The organism is Kitasatospora sp. NPDC004240 (assembly GCF_053603215.1).
In genome coordinates, this window is record NZ_JBSGFD010000029.1 from 46,379 (window position 1) to 62,538 (window position 16,160).

A 16,160-nucleotide genomic window follows, 5' to 3' on the forward strand; every position below is an offset into this window, starting at 1 on the left:
GAAACAGCCTCTGTCACCGGCCCGTTGGGGCGTCCCCGGAATGGCCGGGGAAGGCGGGTATGGCCGTTCGGACAGCTCCATCGGGCGCCCGAACGGGACTTACCGGCCCCGCCGGCCCACGCCCACAGTGGGGACCGTCCGCACAAACGTCTGGACGGTCTGTGAGGTTTTGATGAGCGACACGTCGACCGGGAATTGGGGAATCCAGAACCCGCCGGTGCAATCCCACCGCCTTTTCGAGGCCGAGCAGGAGGTCATCGGCCCCGGTCTGCAGGCCGTCATGCTCTGGGCCAAGCTGGTCGTCGAGGAGGCCGACGGTGCGGTGATCACCGACGCCGACGGCAACAGGATCATCGACTTCCAGGGCGCCGGCGGCGTCAACTCGGTCGGCCACGCCAACCCCAAGGTGGTCGCGGACCTCGCCGAGCAGCTCAAGGTCTCCACCGCCGGCGCCTTCGGCTCCGCCGCCCGGCTGCGGATGACCGAACTGCTCGCCGAACTGCTGCCCGCCGACCTCGACCGCGTCCAGCTGTACAGCGGCGGCACCGAGGCCGTCGAGGCCGGACTGCGGCTCGCCAAGTCGGTCACCGGCAAGCACGAGTTCCTGTCCTTCTGGGGCGGCTTCCACGGCAAGACCATGGGCAGCCTCGCACTCACCGCCGGCGCCCGCGCCAAGCTCGGCCCGCTGCCCACCGGCTTCTTCAGCGCCCCGTACGCCAACTGCTACCGCTGCCCGCTGAAGACCACCTTCCCCGGCTGCGGCCTCGCCTGCGTCGACCAGGCCCGCGAGGTCGTCAAGCAGCAGTCCACCGGCTCGCTCGCCGCGATCGTCGTCGAGCCCGTCCAGGGCCGCTCCGGCAACGTCGTCCCGCCGCCCGGGTACCTGCCCGCGCTCGCGGAGGTCGCCAAGGAGCACGACGCGCTGCTGCTCAGCGACGAGATGATGACCGGCTTCGGCCGCACCGGCGCCACCTTCGCCTACCAGCACGAGGCGGTCTCCCCGGACATCCTCACCGTCGGCAAGGGCATGGGCGCCGGCTACCCGGTCACCGGTGTGATCGCCTCCGCCGAGTCGATGGCCGCCGCGCCGTTCAGCGACCCGAGCGCCAGCTCCTCCAGCTTCGGCGCCTTCCCGATGGCCTGCCGGGCCGTCGCCTCCACCGTCGAGATCCTGCGCGACGAGGACCTCGCCGGGCGCGCCGCCCGGATCGGCAAGGAGATGCTGGAGGCGCTGCGCCCGCTCGCCGAGGAGGCGCCGCTGGTCGGCGACGTCCGCGGCCTGGGCCTGGCCATCGGCATCGAGCTGGTCGCCGACAAGAGGACCAAGGAGCCGGTCAGCGGCGAGGTGCTCAAGCGCACCTTCCTCGAACTGCTCGACGCCGGCGTGCTGGTCATGACCGGCGGCAACACCCTGCGGCTCTACCCGCCGCTCAACGTGGACGAGGACCTCGCCCGCGAGGCCGTCGAGATCATCCGCGAGACCCTGATCAACCCGCCCGGCCCGGACCGTCCGGCCCGTCCGGCCCGCCCGGCGATCGACCTGGGCGGTGCCCGATGACCGCCGCCGTCCAGGGGGACGGGCAGGTCCTCAAAGCCGCCGTGATCGGCTTCGGCGTGGCCGGCCAGGCCCGGCTCGGCGCCTACGCCCCGCTCACCGGGGTCGACCTCGTCGCCGTCGTCGACCCCTCGCCGGCCCGCCGCGAGCAGGCCGTCGCCATGGACCCGGCGCTGCGCGCGTACGCCGGCCTGGAGGAGCTGCTCGCCACCGAGTACGTCGACCTGGTCGACGTCTGCACCCCGCCCGCCTACCACCGCGACCTCAGCCTGCAGGCGATGGCCGCCGGCGTCCACGTGATCTGCGAGAAGCCGGTCGCCTTCGCCACCGCGGACGCCCTGGCACTGACCGAGGCCTCCCGGCGCACCGGCCGGCTGCTCTACCCCGCGCACAACTACGGCTTCTCGCCGATGATGCGGGTGCTCACCGAGGCCGCCCGGGAGATCGTCGGCTCGCCCAGCGCGCTGCGGATCGAGATCGAGCGCAGCACCCACGCGGTCGGCACCGGCTCCTGGCAGCCCGACTGGCGCAAGGACCCGGGCGTGGCCGGCGGCGGCATCCTGCTCGACCACGGCTCGCACTGCGTCTACATGTCCACCCGGCTGTTCCAGGGCCTGCCCGAGAAGGTCACCGCCACCGCGGGCTGGGGCGAGCACGCGGGCGGTCGCGGCGTCGACGAGTCGATCGACGTCCGGCTGAGCTTCCCCACCGGGGAGGCCGAGATCTCGCTCTCCTGGACGGGCGGCGCGCGGCGCAACCGCTACGCGCTCTCCGGCCCGTCCGGCAGCGCCGAGATCACCGAGGGCACCGCCGTGATCAGCGGCCCCGCCGGCCGTGAGGTCCGGGAGCTGGAGGACCCGACCCGCAGCGGCACCCACGAGGAGTGGTTCGCCGAGCTGTTCGCCGACTTCGCCGGACTGCTCGCGCACCCCGACCGGTGGCGGCGCCCGCTCGGCGAGGTCGAGTCCACCGCCCGGATCATCGAGGCCGCCTACCGTTCGGCCCGAGCGGACGGGCGCCCCGTGACGCTCGCCGCCGGCTAGGGGGACGCGATGTGGTTCGCCGGCGTCGGCTGGACGAGCACCGGCTACCGGATCCGCCTGCTGGACACCGACGGCCGCGCGCTCGGCCCCGCCGAGCCGTACGAGCGCAGCGGCCTCGCCGGGCCCGTCGGCCGGCTCGTCGAACTGGCCCGGCGGGCCCCCGGCGGCCTCGCCGTCGTCATCGACAGCGGCAACGGCGTCCTGGACGGCTCGCTGACCGGCGCCGGCGTCCGCGTCCACCGGGCCGACCCCCACCAGCTGGCCGGTCCGGCCACTGCCGAGGCGCTCGCCGAGCTGGGCCGTTCCCGGCTCGGCGCGCTCACCGCGCTGCTGCCCGCCACCGGCACCATGGGTGGCCGCGAGGAGGAGATGGACCTCGCCGAGGCGGCGGCCGGACCGGTCGAACGCCGGCTCGCCGCGCAGGGCCGCGCCCTGCTCGGCGGCACCGGCGACGGACCCACCGGGGACGCGCCCGTGGTCGCGCTCACCTTCGACGACGGGCCGCACCCCGTGCACACCCCGCAGGTGCTGGACGTCCTGCGCCGGCTCGACGCGCCCGCCGCCTTCTTCTGCGTCGGCCTGCACGCCCTCGCCCACCCCGGGCTGGTGCGCCGCATCGTCGACGAGGGCCACACCCTCGGCAACCACACCTGGTCGCACGCCTACCTGCCGGAACTCGGGCCCGCCGCACTGCGCCGCCAGCTCGACCTCACCGGCGAGGTGCTCGCCGACGCCGCCGGCACCGGCCTCCCCACGCTGCTGCGCCCCCCGTACGGCGGGCGCAGCGCCGGGACGCTGGAGCGGATCGCCGAACTCGGGCTGACCACCGTGCTGTGGGACGTCGAGACCGACGACTGGGCCCGCCCCGGGCCCGAGGTCATCGCCGAGCGGGTGATGCGGCAGGTCCGCCCCGGCTCGGTGGTGCTGATGCACGACGGCGGCGGCGACCGCTCGCAGACCGTCGCCGCGCTTCCGCCGGTGATCGCCCGGCTGCGGGCCGAGGGATACCGGCTGGTCCCGGTCGGCGACCTGCTGACCGCCCCGGCCGGAGTGGGAGGGTGAACGACGTGCCGGTGACCGTGGAGCCGGAGGAGATCCGGATCAGCGTCGCGATCATGCACCACCCGTCGCGCACCGCGCGGCTGCCCGCACTCGTCCGCGCCTGCCTGCCCCTGGAGGCCCGGCCGGTGCCCGACCCCGACCCGTACGGGCTGCCCAGCCCGCTGCGGACCGCCAAGCGCGCCTGGGCCGACATCGCCGACGGCGCCACCCACCACCTGGTGCTCCAGGACGACGCGGTGCCCGCCGAGGGCTTCGCCCGGCTGCTGACCGAGGCGGTCGCCGCCCGGCCGCTCAGCGGGCTCGCCCTCTACTCCAACTGGAACAGCCCGCAGAACTCCTACCTGGTCCGGCGGGCCGTCGCGGCCGGCTCGCCCTGGGCGCCGCTGTCGCGCACCGAGTGGATCCCCACCCAGGGCTTCGTGCTGCCCGTCGACCAGGCCCGCGACCTCGCCAAGTACCTGGCGGAGATTCCGGACGAGGTCCGCGACGACGACGAGATGGTCGCGCTGTTCTGCCAGGAACGCGCGGTCGAGACGCTCGCCGCCGTCCCGCACCTGCTCGACCACGCCGACAGCCCCACCATCGCCGGACACCCCGGCTCCTTCCACGCCACCGTCCCCGCCGGGGAGTTCACCCCGGACGCCGGGCACTGGACGGCCGACGGACCGGTCGGCGCCGCACTCGCCCGCCGGGCCGCGGCCCGCGACCCGCTCGACTTCGTCGTCGAACTCACCGGCTCCCGCTGCCGGCTGCGCTTCCTGCGGCCCGGCACCGGCGAACCGGTCGAGCACCCCTTCGGCTGGGACTGGTACGACTGGTGCGCCCTGATCGGCGCCGACGCCGAACGGATCGGGACGCTCGGGCGGCGGGCGGCCGCCGGGCTGGGCGAACTGCCCGGGTACGGGCCGGAGGTGTGGGCCGCCGGCTACCTGCTCGGCGCGGACGCGCCCGGGCCGGGCTTCGGGGCGGGCCCCGGCGAGGGGCTGCTCCGGGAGGCCGTCGGCTCCTGGATCGACTCCGGACTGCGCCCGGCCGACCTCGCCGCGCTCACCCCCGCGCTGCGCACCACCCTGGTCGACCTCGGGACGCTCGGCGTCGCCGCCGGACGCGTCGACGGCCTCGGCCTGCCGGTCGCCCCGGCGCCGCCGCCCGGCGGCGACCACGGACTGCTGGAACGCGAGACGGCCGCCCACCTGCGCGCCGCCCCGACGATCCCCTCGCCCTCGCTGTTCGCCCCGCCGCCGCCCCGCCTCGCCGTCCGGGTCCGCACCTGCCCGTGGTGCGGGGCCGGCGAGGCGCAGGTCCGCGCCCGCCCCGAACCGCTCCCGCTGCCCGGCGCCCTGGTGCTCGGGCCGCGGGAGGAGCCCGGCGGGCTCGCCGTGCTCACCGTCCTCGGCTGCGAACGCCCCACCGCGCGGGCCCTGCTACCGCTGCTGGCGGACGGCCCGCCCGCCCACGAGGTCCGCACCCGGGCGGTGGCCTGGGCCGAGGAACTCGGCGGGCCAGAACTGCCCATGGACGAGGCCGGGTTGGCCAAACTGCTGGCCCTGCTGGCGGCCACCGAACAGTGGCGGCCGGACCACCACGGCCCGCTCACCCTGCCCGCCGCCACCGGGCGCCACGGCGACCCGCGGGCCCACCCGCTGGGGCCGCACGGCACCGGGCCGGCCCTCGACGCCTTCAACCGCCGCCACCGGGCGGCCCGTTGGGGAGCGGTCGCGGCCGGGATGGGGCACCCGGCCCCCTGATCCGCACACCGCACCGGACGATCCGGTACCCCGGCACCACCCACGCCCGCCGGCGGCCTCCCGACCCCATGGGGGAGGCCGCCGGCGTTTCGGCGTTCCCGGGGAGGGCTCGCCGGACGGCCGGGTGGGCCGGGTGACGGGGGTGCCCGGACGGGCATGGCCGGTCGGGCATGCCCGTTCTACTGCCTTATCTCGTGCGGCCGTTCGAGTCTTACCGCCCATCCCGCGGCCCGGGAGCATGAAGCCACGGAGGAACACCCCGGGTATCCCGCAGGAGGTCCACGCATGCCCGAGTACGAGAGCCTGACGGCGCTGCTGCGCCATCGCGCCGCCGCCCACGGGGAGCGGCCGGCGGTCGGGTTCAGTGCCGACCCGGCCGACCCCACCGCGTACCGGGAGCTCGGCTACGCGGAGCTGGACGAGGCCGCCCGCCGCACCGCCGCGCTGCTGCAGAGCTCCGGGCTGGAGACCGGCGACCGGGTGCTGCTGCTGCACCCGGCGGGCCTGGGCTTCGCCCGCGGCTTCACCGGCTGCCTCTACGCCGGGGCCATCGCGGTGCCCGCGCCGATGCCCGACGGCTACCGCCGTCAGCAGGAGCGGCTGGCGGGCATCGCCCGCGACGCCGGGGTCCGCGCGGTGCTGACCGACGCCGCGACCGCCGAGCTGGTCGCCGAGTGGGCGCGCGAAAGCGGGCTGGAGGGCCTGCCGGTGCTGACCGCCGACCCGGAGGGCCTGCCGCCCGCCGAACGGTGGCGCGAGCCGGAGCTCGACGCCCGGACGGTCGCCTTCCTCCAGTACACCTCCGGCTCCACCAGCGCCCCCAAGGGCGTGGTGGTCGACCACGGCAACGTGCTCGCCAACGCCGAGGTCTTCCGGACCATCGTCGGTACCCGCGAGGACGCCCGCTGGGGTGGCTGGCTGCCGATGTACCACGACTTCGGGCTGATCGGCCTGCTGCTGACGCCGCTGATCCTCGGCACGACCGCCGTGCAGATGTCCCCGGCGACGTTCCTCAAGCGCCCGCACCTGTGGCTGCGGCTGATGGACGAGCACGACGTCCAGATCTCGCCGGCGCCCAACTTCGCCTACGACCTCTGCACCCAGCGGATCACCGACGAGCAGCTCGCCGGCCTGGACCTGTCCCGCTGGACGCACGCGCTGAACGGCTCCGAGCCGATCCAGGCCCGCACGGTGGAGGGCTTCGCGGACCGCTTCGCCGCGGCCGGCCTGCGCCGCGAGGCGCTGGTGCCCGGGTACGGCATGGCGGAGGCCACCCTGTGCGTCTCCGGTTCGCCCGCCGACCAGGCGCCGGTGATCACCCCGGTGGACGCCGAGGCGCTGGCCAAGGACGAGTTCCGCCCGGCCGACCCGGACGCCCCCGCCGAGCGGGTGCGCCGGCTGGTCAGCAGCGGCCGGCTCGGCGAGGGCGTCGAGGCGATCGCGGTGGACCCGGCGGACGGCAGGCCGCTGCCCGAGGGCGCGGTCGGCGAGATCTGGCTGCGCGGGCCGAACATCGCCCGCGGCTACTGGGAGAACGAGGAGCAGAGCGCCCACGCGTTCGGCGCGGTGACCGCCGACGGCCGGACGGGCTGGCTGCGCACCGGCGACCTGGGCCTGCCGGTCGACGGCGAGCTGTACGTCACCGGACGGATCAAGGAACTGCTGATCGTGCGCGGGCGCAACCTCTACCCGCACGACCTGGAGGCCGCCGCCCGCGGCGCGCACCCGGCGCTGGAACGGGCCGTGACCGCGGTGTTCACCGTGCCGGTCCCGGAGGAGGAACTGGTGGTGGTGCAGGAACTGCGCCCGGCGCAGCTCGGCTCCACCACGCCCGAGCAGCTGGTCGACGAGGTGAAGCGGCTGCTGGGCCGCGAGTTCGGGGTCGCCGTGCCGAACGTCGTCCTGGTGCGGCCCGGTGACGTGCAGCGCACCACCAGCGGCAAGATCCAGCGCGGGCTGACCCGGGAGCTGTTCCTGGAGGACTCGCTGCGGGTGCTGCACCTGTCGCTGAGCGCCGGGGCCGAGCGGGCCCGGGCCGCCCACCGCGCCGCCGACGCCGTCCACGCCGCCGTCGCCGCCGCCGCGACCCCCGCGGAGGAGACCCGGTGACCGCCCCGACCACCCGGACCGCCATGGCCACCCCGGTCGCTCCGGCCGCCCTGACCGTCGCGGACCTGGAGCACGCCCTCGGCGACCCGGACGACCCGCGCACCCTCTTCTCGTACGCCCGCTGCGCCGAGCTGGACCGGGCCGAGGAGTTCCCCGAGTCCATCTGCGAGGAGCTCGACCGGCTCGGCCTGCCCCGCCACTACGTCCCCGAGGCGTTCGGCGGCGCGCTGGCCGGCCACCAGGGACTCGCCGACCTGATCCGGGCGATCTCCCGCCGCGACCTCACGGTGGCGATCGGGCACGCCAAGAGCTACCTCGGCGCGGCCTGCGTCTGGGCGGCCGGCACCCCCGGGCAGGCGGCCGCCCTCGCCGGGCGGATCACCGCCGGGACGCCCGCCTCCTGGGGGCTCACCGAGCGGGCGCACGGCAGCGACCTGCTGGCCACCGAGCTGGCGGCCGAGCCCGACCCGGCCGGCGGCTGGCGGCTCACCGGCGAGAAGTGGCTGATCAACAACGCCACCCGCGGCGAGCTGATCTGCGTCCTCGCCCGCACCGATCCGGCCGGCGGGCCGCGCGGCCACAGCCTGTTCCTGGTGGACAAGCGGCAGTTGGCGCCCGGCGCGTTCCGCTGCCTGCCCAAGCAGCACACCCACGGCATCCGGGGCGCCGACATCAGCGGCATCGCCTTCGAGAACGCCCACGTCCCGGCCGAGGCCCTGGTGGGCACGGTCGGCGGCGGCGCCGAGGTGGTCCTGAAGGCGCTCCAGCTCACCCGGACGGTCTGCGCCGCGCTCTCGCTGGGCGCCGCCGACCACGCGCTGCGCCAGGCGGTCGGCTTCACCTCGGGGCGCGAGCTGTACGGCAGCCGGCTGGTCCGGTTCCCGCACGTGCGGCGCACCCTGGGCCGGGCGTACGCGACGCTGTTCGTCTGCGAGGCGGTCAGCCTGGTGGCCAACCGCTCGATCGGCGCGCTGCCCGCCGAGCACACCGTCACCTCGGCCGTGGTGAAGGCCTTCGTCCCCGCGCGGATCGACGAACTCATCACCGACTGCGGCGAACTGCTCGGCACCCGGGCCTTCCTCACCGAGGTGTACGAGCACGGCGGCTACCAGAAGCTGGCCCGCGACCACCGGGTGGTGGGCATCTTCGACGGCAACCAGGCGGTCAACCGCAACGCCCTGGTCAACCAGTTCCCGGTGCTGGCCCGCCGCTACCGCGAGGCCCGGGTGGACGACGCCGGGCTCGCGCTCGCCGTCGACCCGGCGGCCGCGCTGCCGCCCGCCGACGCCGGGCGCCTGGAGCTGGTCTCCCGGGACGGTTCCAGTCTGGTCCAGCACCTGCCGGCCGTGGTCGCCGAACTGCGCGCCCTGCCGGACACCGACCCCCGGCTGCTCGCCGCGGCCGAACGGCTGCTCGCCCACTGCGGGCGGCTGCACGCCGAACTGGCCGCCCTGCGGCCCGCCCCGACCGTGCCGACGGCCGCCTTCGACCTCGCCGAGCGGTACGAGGCCTGCTTCGCCGGCTCCGCCGTGCTCCACCTGTGGCTGACCGGCCGGCACCGCGCCGGGCCCGCCGCGCTGTGGCGCGACGGCCGCTGGGCGCGCGCCGCGCTGGCCGTCCTGCTCGGCCGGCTGGAGCCGGGTACGGCCGAGGCCGTCGAGTTCGACGAGCTGTTCGACACGCTGGAGAGCAGCGGCGCCACGGCCGGGCCGGTCCTGGTGCTGACCGGAGGGGAGACCCGATGAGCGCCACCACCACCACCGCCACCACCGCCACCACCGCCACCACCGCCACCGCCACCGTCACCAGTGCCGGCGCAGGCGTGGCCGAGCTGGAACGCCGCTTCGGCGACCCCTGGGACCCGGCCAACCCGGCCGGCCACGCGGCCACCGTCGAGGCCGACGAGCGCCAGGCCGTGGCCGAGGCCGCCGAGAAGCTGCTCGACGACCACGTCCTGGGCGCCGAGTTCGTCCCGGTCGCCCTCGGCGGCCGCCTCGACCGCCTGGACCGGCTGGTCGAGGTGATGCGCGCGGTGTTCCGCCACGACCCGGCGCTCGGCCTCGGCTACGGCGCCAGCTCGTTCATCGCCTCGGTCAACATCTGGGGCTCCGGCAGCGAGGAACAGCGCCGCCGGGTCGCCGACCTGCTGCTGAGCGGCCGCCGGGTGGCCTCGGTCTACCACGAGCTGGAGCACGGCAACGACTTCGCCCGCGCCGAGTTCGCCGCCCGCCCGCAGCCCGACGGCACCCTGCGGCTGAACGGCCACAAGGAGATCGTCACCAACGTCCAGCGCGCCGAGGCCCTGGTGATCTTCTCCCGGACCTCCGACGGACCGGGCTCGCGCAGCCACTCCCAGCTGTTCGTGGAGAAGGAACTGCTGGACCCCGACCGCTTCCGCTACCGGCCGCGCTACCCCAGCGCCGGCATGCGCGGGGTGCAGCTGGGCGGCATCGAGTTCGACGACTGCCCGGTCGGCCCCGAGGCCGTGGTCGGCCGGGTCGGCCAGGGCATGGAGAGCGCCTTCCGCTCCTTCCAGCTCACCCGCACCGCGCTGCCCGCGATGGCCGCCGGCATCCTCGACACCGGGCTGCGCACCACCCTGCGCTTCGTCCGCTCCCGCCGCCTGTACGGGGGCCGTGCGGACGACCTGCCGCTGGTGCGCGACACCGTCGCCGAGGCCTTCACCGACCTGCTGGTCTGCGACGCCTTCGCGACCACCGGCGCCCGCGCGGTCCACCTGCTGCCCGGCGGCACCGGGGTGTCCGCCTCGGCGGTGAAGTTCCTGGTCGCCAAGCAGCTGATCGACGCGATGGACCGGCTCTCGGTCGTCCTCGGCGCGCACTTCTACCTGCGCGAGGGCGAGTACGCGATCTTCCAGAAGCAGCTGCGCGACCTCCAGGTGGTCGGCTTCGGCCACGCCGCCCGGGTCGCCTGCCTGGCCACCATCCTGCCGCAGCTGCCCGGCCTCGCCCGCCGGGCCGGGCAGGCCGGGGCACCGCCCGAGGGGATCTCGCGGCCCGGCGCCCCGCTGCCGCCGCTGGACCTCTCCCGGCTCACCGTCAACGCCACCGGCCCCGACCACCTGGCCGCCGTCCCCGGGCTGCTCGCCGCGGAGCTCGCCGGCCGGCCCGAGTACGCCGGACTGCACCGCCTGGCCGCCGAGTTCGCCGCCGAGGCCGAGCTCGTCCGGGCCGCCGCCCTGGCCCTCGCCCCGCGCGACCTGGCGATCGGCGGCCGCGCCGACGCCCTGGACGTACCCGCCCGGTACGCGACCCTGCTGGCCGCCGCCTCCTGCCTCAACACCTGGTGGGAGCACCGGGACGGCGACGACCCGTTCCTCGCCGACCCGCTCTGGGCCGAGGCGGCCCTCACCCGTCTGCTCGGCCGGATCAACCGGGGCAGCGGCCGGTTGCCGGCCGAGCAGGCCGCGCGGCTCTACCGCGCCCTGCTCGAACGCGACGACGCCCGGCGCGGCTTCGACCTCGCCGGCCGGGAGCTGCCCGGCTGACCCGCCCCGCCCGTACGCCGTCGACCCGCGACCACTGGAGACCACCTTGCCCAGCACCGACCGAACCGCCGCCGACCCGACGGCCACCGCGACCGGGGCCACCGACCCGGCCGGCGCCGAGCGGCACGCCGAACTGCGGGAGTGGGTGACCCGGCGGGTCGCCTCCTACCTGGAGCGCCCCGTCGAGGCGATCGACGCCGGGGTCCCGCTCACCGACTACGGCCTCGACTCCGTCTACGCCTTCGTCCTCTGCGGCGACCTGGAGGAGCACCTCGGCCTCACCATCGACCCGACCGTGGTGTGGGACTACCCGACCATCGAGCTGCTGTCCGCCCACGTCGCCGGCCTCGCCGCCGCCGACGGCGGGCGCTGAGCGGGGCCCGCGATGACCGCACTCCAGGCCGTCTCGGCCTACCTGCCGCCGCAGAGCGTTCCGGTCGCCTCGCTCCAGGGCGACCTGCGGCTGAGCGACGACCAGATGCGCGTGATGCGGCGGGTGTTCGGCCTTGACAGCGTGCTGCGCGAGCCCGAGGGCACCATCACCGACCTGCTGCTCGCCGCCGCCCAGAAGCTGGACGGGCTGCGCGGCCGGGAGGACCAGGTCCGCTACGTCGTCCAGGCCCGCACCATGCCGGTGGTCGCGCCGTACCCGGTGAACCCGCTGCACGAGGTGCGCGACGCGCTCGGCCTGCGCCACGCCCAGGCGTTCGGCGTGTTCCAGCACGCCTGCGCCTCCGGGCTGCTCGCCGTCGACCTGTGCGGCAAGCTGCTGGCCGCGGACGGCGACCCGGACGCGCTGGCCCTGGTGCTGACCGGGGAGAAGACCTTCACCCTGGCCGCGAGGACGGTGCCCGGCACCGCCATCAACGGCGAGGGCGCCGCCGCCGTCCTGGTCGGCCTCGGCGGCGACCGCGACCGGGTGCTCGGCTACGCCACCCGCACCCACGGCCGGTTCAGCGCCGCGCTGTCGCTGACCGACGAGGTCGCCGCGCAGTTCCAGCGGGACTACCCGCAGGCGCTGTCCGAGGTGCTGCTCGGCGCGGTCGCCAAGGCCGGCATCACCCTGGACGACCTGGCGCTCGTCCTGCCGCACAACGTCAACCGGGTCTCCTGGGTCCGGCTCTGCCGCGAGCTCGGCATCCCGCTGGACAAGGTGCTGCTGGACAACGTCCCGGTCACCGGGCACTGCTTCTGCGCCGACCCCTTCCTCAACTACCGGGCCGCGGCCGACCGCGGACTGCTCCGGCCCGGCGACCGCTACCTGATGGCGGCGGTCGGCCTCGGCGCCACCTTCTCCGCGATGGTCCTCGAACACTGAGCGGCCCGCGCCCACCGCACGCCCCGCGCCCACCGCACGCCCCGCACGCCCCCGGGACCCGATCGGGACCCGACACAAGCTCGACAGAGACTCGACAGAAAGGAGCGGCCACCGAGATGCAGGACTTCATCGGCCGGCTGAGGACCGCGCTGACCGGATCACCGGACACCCCGCTCGTCCTCCTCGGCAACTTCGAGGTCGAGGACGAGTGGGCCCGCGGCGAACCCGGGCTGCCCCGGGTCGCGTTCGCCTCCGGCGCCGCGGTCGTCAACCGGATGGACGAGTTCGCCCTCCTGCTGGCCGGCAAGGGCGACCACGTCGTCCTCAAGTCCGCGCCCGACCCGGAGTACCTGGCGTACCTGGAGGGCCTCGGCGTCGACCTCCCGCAGGTGCACACCGTCGCCAACGGCGACCCGCAGCACACCGTCACCCGGGACGCCCTCGACGACCCCGCCCTGCACCGCGTGCTGGCCGGCCTCGGCCCGGACGCCCGGCTGGTCGCGCACGGCGTCTCCGTCCTGGAGGAACGGCTCTCCGCGCTCACCGGGGTGCCGCTGGGCGCCCCGCCGGCCGCGCTCTGCAAGGCCGTCAACAGCAAGATCTACAGCCGCAAGGCCGCCGACGCCGCCGGACTGCGCCAGGCCCGCGGCTGGACCTGCGAGAACCTCGCCGAGCTCGCCGCCGCCTTCGAGGAGGCCCGCACCCTGCTCCGGGCCGGCCGCAAGGTCGTCGTCAAGGACGCCTTCGGGGTCTCCGGCAAGGGCATCAGCGTCCTCGACGACGAGCGCCGGCTCGACCAGCTGTGGCGGATGATCTCCCGCCGGGCCGAGCGCGGCGGCGACGACCGGGTGGTGCTGCTGGTCGAGGAGTGGGTGACCAAGGTCGCCGACCTCAACTACCAGTTCACCGTGGGCCGGGACGGCTCGGTGCGGTTCGACTTCGTCAAGGAGGCGATCACCGAGGGCGGCGTCCACAAGGGCCACCGCTTCCCCGCCCGGCTGAGCGCCGCCCAGCAGGAGACCGTCGAGGAGTCCGCCGCCCTGCTCGGCGCCCGCCTCGCCGCCGACGGCTACTACGGCGTGGCCGGCGTCGACGCGATGACCGACCCCGAGGGCGGGGTCTACCCGGTCGTCGAGATCAACGCCCGGCACAACATGTCCACCTACCAGACCCGGCTGCAGGAGGCCTTCATCGGCCCCGGCCGCTCCGCGCTGGCCCGCCACTACCCGGTCCGGCTGAACCGCCCGCTCGGCTTCGGCGAGCTGAGCGCCCGGCTGGAGGGGCTGCTGTTCGCCGGCGGCGACACCACCGGGCTGCTGGTCAACAACTACGCGACGGTCAACGCCGCCGCCACCCAGGACGGCACGCCCTTCGAGGGCCGGCTCTACGGCCTGCTGATCGGGGACGACCCGGCCCGCCTGGGCGACACCGACAACGAGATCGCGGCCCGGCTGGCCGCGCTGGAGGAGGAGAACGTCCATGGGTGAGTTCCAGATCCAGGGGCTGGGCATCACCCGGCTCGCCGAGGAGTTCGGCACCCCGCTGTACGTCTACGACGGCCGGGTGCTGCGCGAGCAGTTCGACGGGCTGCGCTCCCGGCTGCACCCCGCGCTGGAGATGTTCCTCTCGCTCAAGGCCAACCCGAACATCTCGGTCTGCGCGCTGCTGAACACCCTAGGCGCCCGCGCCGAGGTCTCCTCGATGGCCGAGCTGGTCACCGCCCTGCGGGCCGGCGTCGAGCCGCGCGACATCATCTTCCTCGGCCCCGGCAAGAGCCGCGCGGAGATCGCCGCCTGCCTCGCCGAGGGCATCCTGGCGATCGTCGTGGAGTCCTTCGGCGAGCTCGAACTCGTCGACGAACTCGCCGCCGAGCAGGGTGTGGTGGCCCCCGTCGCGCTGCGCGTCAACCCGACCTTCGCGGTCAAGGGCTCCGGCCTGACGATGGGCGGCAAGCCCCGCCAGTTCGGCATCGACGAGGAGCAGCTGCTCGCCGCCGAGGACCTCGCCACCCGGCACCCGAACGTCCGGCTGATGGGCGTGCACGCCTACATGGGCACCCGCATCCTCAACGAGGACGTCATCGTCGAGAACTCCACCCGGATCTTCGACCTCGCCGAGCGGGTCTCCGCCCGGCTGGGCTTCGAGCTGGAGCTGGTCGACGTCGGCGGCGGCCTGGGCGTCGGCTACTTCGACAACGAGCAGGACCTCGACCCCGAGCTGCTCACCAAGCGGCTCAACCCGGTCGTCGAGAAGTTCGCCGAGGCGCACCCCGGCACCCGGCTGCTGCTGGAGCTCGGCCGCTACCTCACCGCCCCGGCCGGCACCTACGTGGTCAAGGTCCGCTACGTGAAGACCTCGATGGGCGAGAACTTCGCGGTCGCCGACGGCGGCACCAACCACCACATGGCGGCCGTCGGCATCGGCTCCTTCGTCAAGCGCAACTTCCCCATGCGGGTGCTCAATCGCCTCGACGAGCCCGCCGACCGGCCGTGGGTGGTCACCGGCCCGCTCTGCACCCCCAACGACACCATCGGCAAGAACGTCCTGCTGCCCGAGGTCCGGGTCGGCGACCTGCTCGGCGTCGACCGTTCCGGCGCGTACGGGCCGACCGCCTCGCCGGTGTTCTTCCTCAGCCACGGCTACCCCGCCGAGGTCCTGGTGGACGGCGGCCACGCGCACCTGGTGCGCGACCGCGACACCACCGACGACCTGCTGGGCCGCCAGCACCGCTACGACGCCCCGGCCACCCCGGCCCGGGCCGCCCGGACCGAAGGGAACTGAACCGCCATGACCGACCTGACCCAGAGCACCGCCCCGGCCCAGGGCACCGGCCTCGACCGCACCGTGGTCGTCGCCCGGATCGCCGAGTCGCTCGGCGAGGTCCTCAAGCGCGAGCTGGACACCGCCGACGAGTCGCCCCGCCTGTTCGACGACCTCGGCCTGGACTCCACCTCCGTACTGGAGCTGCTGATGCGCCTGGAGGACGAGCTGGACGTCGAGTTCGACACCGACTCGCTGGAGCAGCGCCACTTCGAGACCGTGGGCACCCTCGCCGACTACGTGATCGAGCAGGCCTGACCCATGTACCTGAGCGCTGCGGCCACCCCGGCCGAGGCCCAGGGGCCGGGCCCGGTCCGCCTGCCGCTGCGGGTGCGGCGGATCGCGGCCCGGCGCTTCGGCCCCGGCCGGCCCTTCGTCCAGCGGGGTCCGATCCCCTGGCTGGAGCACTACCTCGCCGACATGTCCGAGCTCTACGGCGTCGGGGTGCGCCCCGGCTTCCTGGAGCACACCACCCGCAACAGCTTCGCCGAGATGGCCGGCGAGGTGGCGCCCTCGCTCGGCCCGTTCGGCGGGCCGGTCGACGTGGTGGCCGCCGCGTTCGCCACCGCCGACTCCGACATGGAGCGCTCGCCGACCAGCTACGTCTGCGAGCTGCTGCCCGGCGACCCGCTGCCGCTCGGCGTCACCGACCAGGGCGCGGTCGGCCCGTTCACCGCGCTGCGGCTGGCCGGCGAGTACGTGCGCGCCAGCGGCTTCGAGACCGCCGTCCTGGTGACCCTCGACCAGTCCAGCCAGCCGTACGAGCTGCCCGTGGCGCCCGGCCAGGAGGTCACCGCGGACTGCGCGGTCGGCCTCGGGCTGGCCGCCGACGAGCAGGCCGACACCCGGCTCGTCCAGTGGTCCGACGTGGCGCCCGAGCGGGTGGCCGGCCTGCTCGGCGATTGACGGACTCGCGGGCGCCCTCGGGGCTCTGGGTGGAGATCCGGGTGGCGAGGTCGGGGCGGATGTCGGTGCCGAGCATGGCGCAGGCCCAGGC

General features: G+C 75.2%; 13 protein-coding genes. All 13 read left to right on the forward strand.

Translation table 11 applies throughout. The features are described from left to right. Positions 1-217 precede the first annotated feature (217 nt). The 13 genes from ACWEQL_RS10775 (at position 218) to ACWEQL_RS10835 (ending at position 16,069) form a co-directional block, all read left to right on the forward strand. Positions 218-1,558: an aspartate aminotransferase family protein gene (locus ACWEQL_RS10775; RefSeq protein WP_452149860.1), complete on the forward strand. Its 1,341-nt coding sequence runs from the start codon at positions 218-220 to the stop codon at positions 1,556-1,558. Next, positions 1,555-2,598 (forward strand): Gfo/Idh/MocA family protein, encoded by a 1,044-nt coding sequence (locus tag ACWEQL_RS10780; protein WP_452149861.1) that lies wholly within the window; start codon positions 1,555-1,557, stop codon positions 2,596-2,598. Before ACWEQL_RS10775 ends, ACWEQL_RS10780 begins: the two co-directional genes overlap by 4 nt. Positions 2,599-2,607: 9 nt before the next feature. Continuing rightward, entirely contained in the window at positions 2,608-3,660 is a 1,053-nt protein-coding gene (locus ACWEQL_RS10785) for a polysaccharide deacetylase family protein (RefSeq protein WP_452149862.1), read from the forward strand. Beyond that, complete coding sequence (locus ACWEQL_RS10790; RefSeq protein ID WP_452149863.1) at positions 3,657-5,408, forward strand: hypothetical protein; 1,752 nt, start codon at positions 3,657-3,659, stop codon at positions 5,406-5,408. Before ACWEQL_RS10785 ends, ACWEQL_RS10790 begins: the two co-directional genes overlap by 4 nt. A 285-nt stretch (positions 5,409-5,693) precedes the next feature. Continuing rightward, positions 5,694-7,517, forward strand: a complete 1,824-nt coding sequence (locus ACWEQL_RS10795) for a fatty acyl-AMP ligase (RefSeq protein WP_452149864.1) — start codon at positions 5,694-5,696, stop codon at positions 7,515-7,517. Further along, a complete protein-coding gene (locus ACWEQL_RS10800) occupies positions 7,514-9,262 on the forward strand; it encodes an acyl-CoA dehydrogenase family protein (RefSeq protein ID WP_452149865.1) in 1,749 nt (582 codons plus the stop codon). The genes ACWEQL_RS10795 and ACWEQL_RS10800 overlap by 4 nt, the downstream gene beginning before the upstream one ends. Beyond that, on the forward strand, positions 9,259-11,025 hold the full coding sequence (locus ACWEQL_RS10805) for an acyl-CoA dehydrogenase (RefSeq protein ID WP_452149866.1): 1,767 nt from the start codon (positions 9,259-9,261) through the stop codon (positions 11,023-11,025). The genes ACWEQL_RS10800 and ACWEQL_RS10805 overlap by 4 nt, the downstream gene beginning before the upstream one ends. Positions 11,026-11,071: 46 nt before the next feature. After that, positions 11,072-11,398, forward strand: a complete 327-nt coding sequence (locus ACWEQL_RS10810; protein WP_452149867.1) for an acyl carrier protein — start codon at positions 11,072-11,074, stop codon at positions 11,396-11,398. 12 nt (positions 11,399-11,410) lie between these two features. Then, on the forward strand, positions 11,411-12,343 hold the full coding sequence (locus tag ACWEQL_RS10815; RefSeq protein WP_452149868.1) for a 3-oxoacyl-[acyl-carrier-protein] synthase III C-terminal domain-containing protein: 933 nt from the start codon (positions 11,411-11,413) through the stop codon (positions 12,341-12,343). Between the two features lie 116 nt (positions 12,344-12,459). Beyond that, complete coding sequence (locus ACWEQL_RS10820) at positions 12,460-13,830, forward strand: preATP grasp domain-containing protein (protein ID WP_452149869.1); 1,371 nt, start codon at positions 12,460-12,462, stop codon at positions 13,828-13,830. Continuing rightward, positions 13,823-15,124, forward strand: coding sequence for a diaminopimelate decarboxylase (gene lysA, locus ACWEQL_RS10825; protein ID WP_452149870.1), 1,302 nt, complete (start codon positions 13,823-13,825; stop codon positions 15,122-15,124). Before ACWEQL_RS10820 ends, lysA begins: the two co-directional genes overlap by 8 nt. 6 nt (positions 15,125-15,130) lie before the next feature. Then, positions 15,131-15,421, forward strand: a complete 291-nt coding sequence (locus ACWEQL_RS10830; protein ID WP_452149871.1) for an acyl carrier protein — start codon at positions 15,131-15,133, stop codon at positions 15,419-15,421. 3 nt (positions 15,422-15,424) lie between these two features. Then, positions 15,425-16,069, forward strand: coding sequence for a hypothetical protein (locus ACWEQL_RS10835; RefSeq protein ID WP_452149872.1), 645 nt, complete (start codon positions 15,425-15,427; stop codon positions 16,067-16,069). Positions 16,070-16,160 lie beyond the last annotated feature (91 nt).

Excerpts from the sequence above, each read along its gene's own strand:
- ACWEQL_RS10835 (WP_452149872.1), top strand. The coding sequence starts at position 15,425 with ATGTACCTGAGCGCTGCGGCCACCCCGGCCGAGGCCCAGGGGCCGGGC.
- ACWEQL_RS10830 (WP_452149871.1), top strand. The coding sequence starts at position 15,131 with ATGACCGACCTGACCCAGAGCACCGCCCCGGCCCAGGGCACCGGCCTC.
- ACWEQL_RS10820 (WP_452149869.1), top strand. The coding sequence starts at position 12,460 with ATGCAGGACTTCATCGGCCGGCTGAGGACCGCGCTGACCGGATCACCG.
- lysA (WP_452149870.1), top strand. The coding sequence starts at position 13,823 with ATGGGTGAGTTCCAGATCCAGGGGCTGGGCATCACCCGGCTCGCCGAG.
- ACWEQL_RS10815 (WP_452149868.1), top strand. The coding sequence starts at position 11,411 with ATGACCGCACTCCAGGCCGTCTCGGCCTACCTGCCGCCGCAGAGCGTT.
- ACWEQL_RS10780 (WP_452149861.1), top strand. The coding sequence starts at position 1,555 with ATGACCGCCGCCGTCCAGGGGGACGGGCAGGTCCTCAAAGCCGCCGTG.
- ACWEQL_RS10805 (WP_452149866.1), top strand. The coding sequence starts at position 9,259 with ATGAGCGCCACCACCACCACCGCCACCACCGCCACCACCGCCACCACC.
- ACWEQL_RS10795 (WP_452149864.1), top strand. The coding sequence starts at position 5,694 with ATGCCCGAGTACGAGAGCCTGACGGCGCTGCTGCGCCATCGCGCCGCC.
- ACWEQL_RS10785 (WP_452149862.1), top strand. The coding sequence starts at position 2,608 with ATGTGGTTCGCCGGCGTCGGCTGGACGAGCACCGGCTACCGGATCCGC.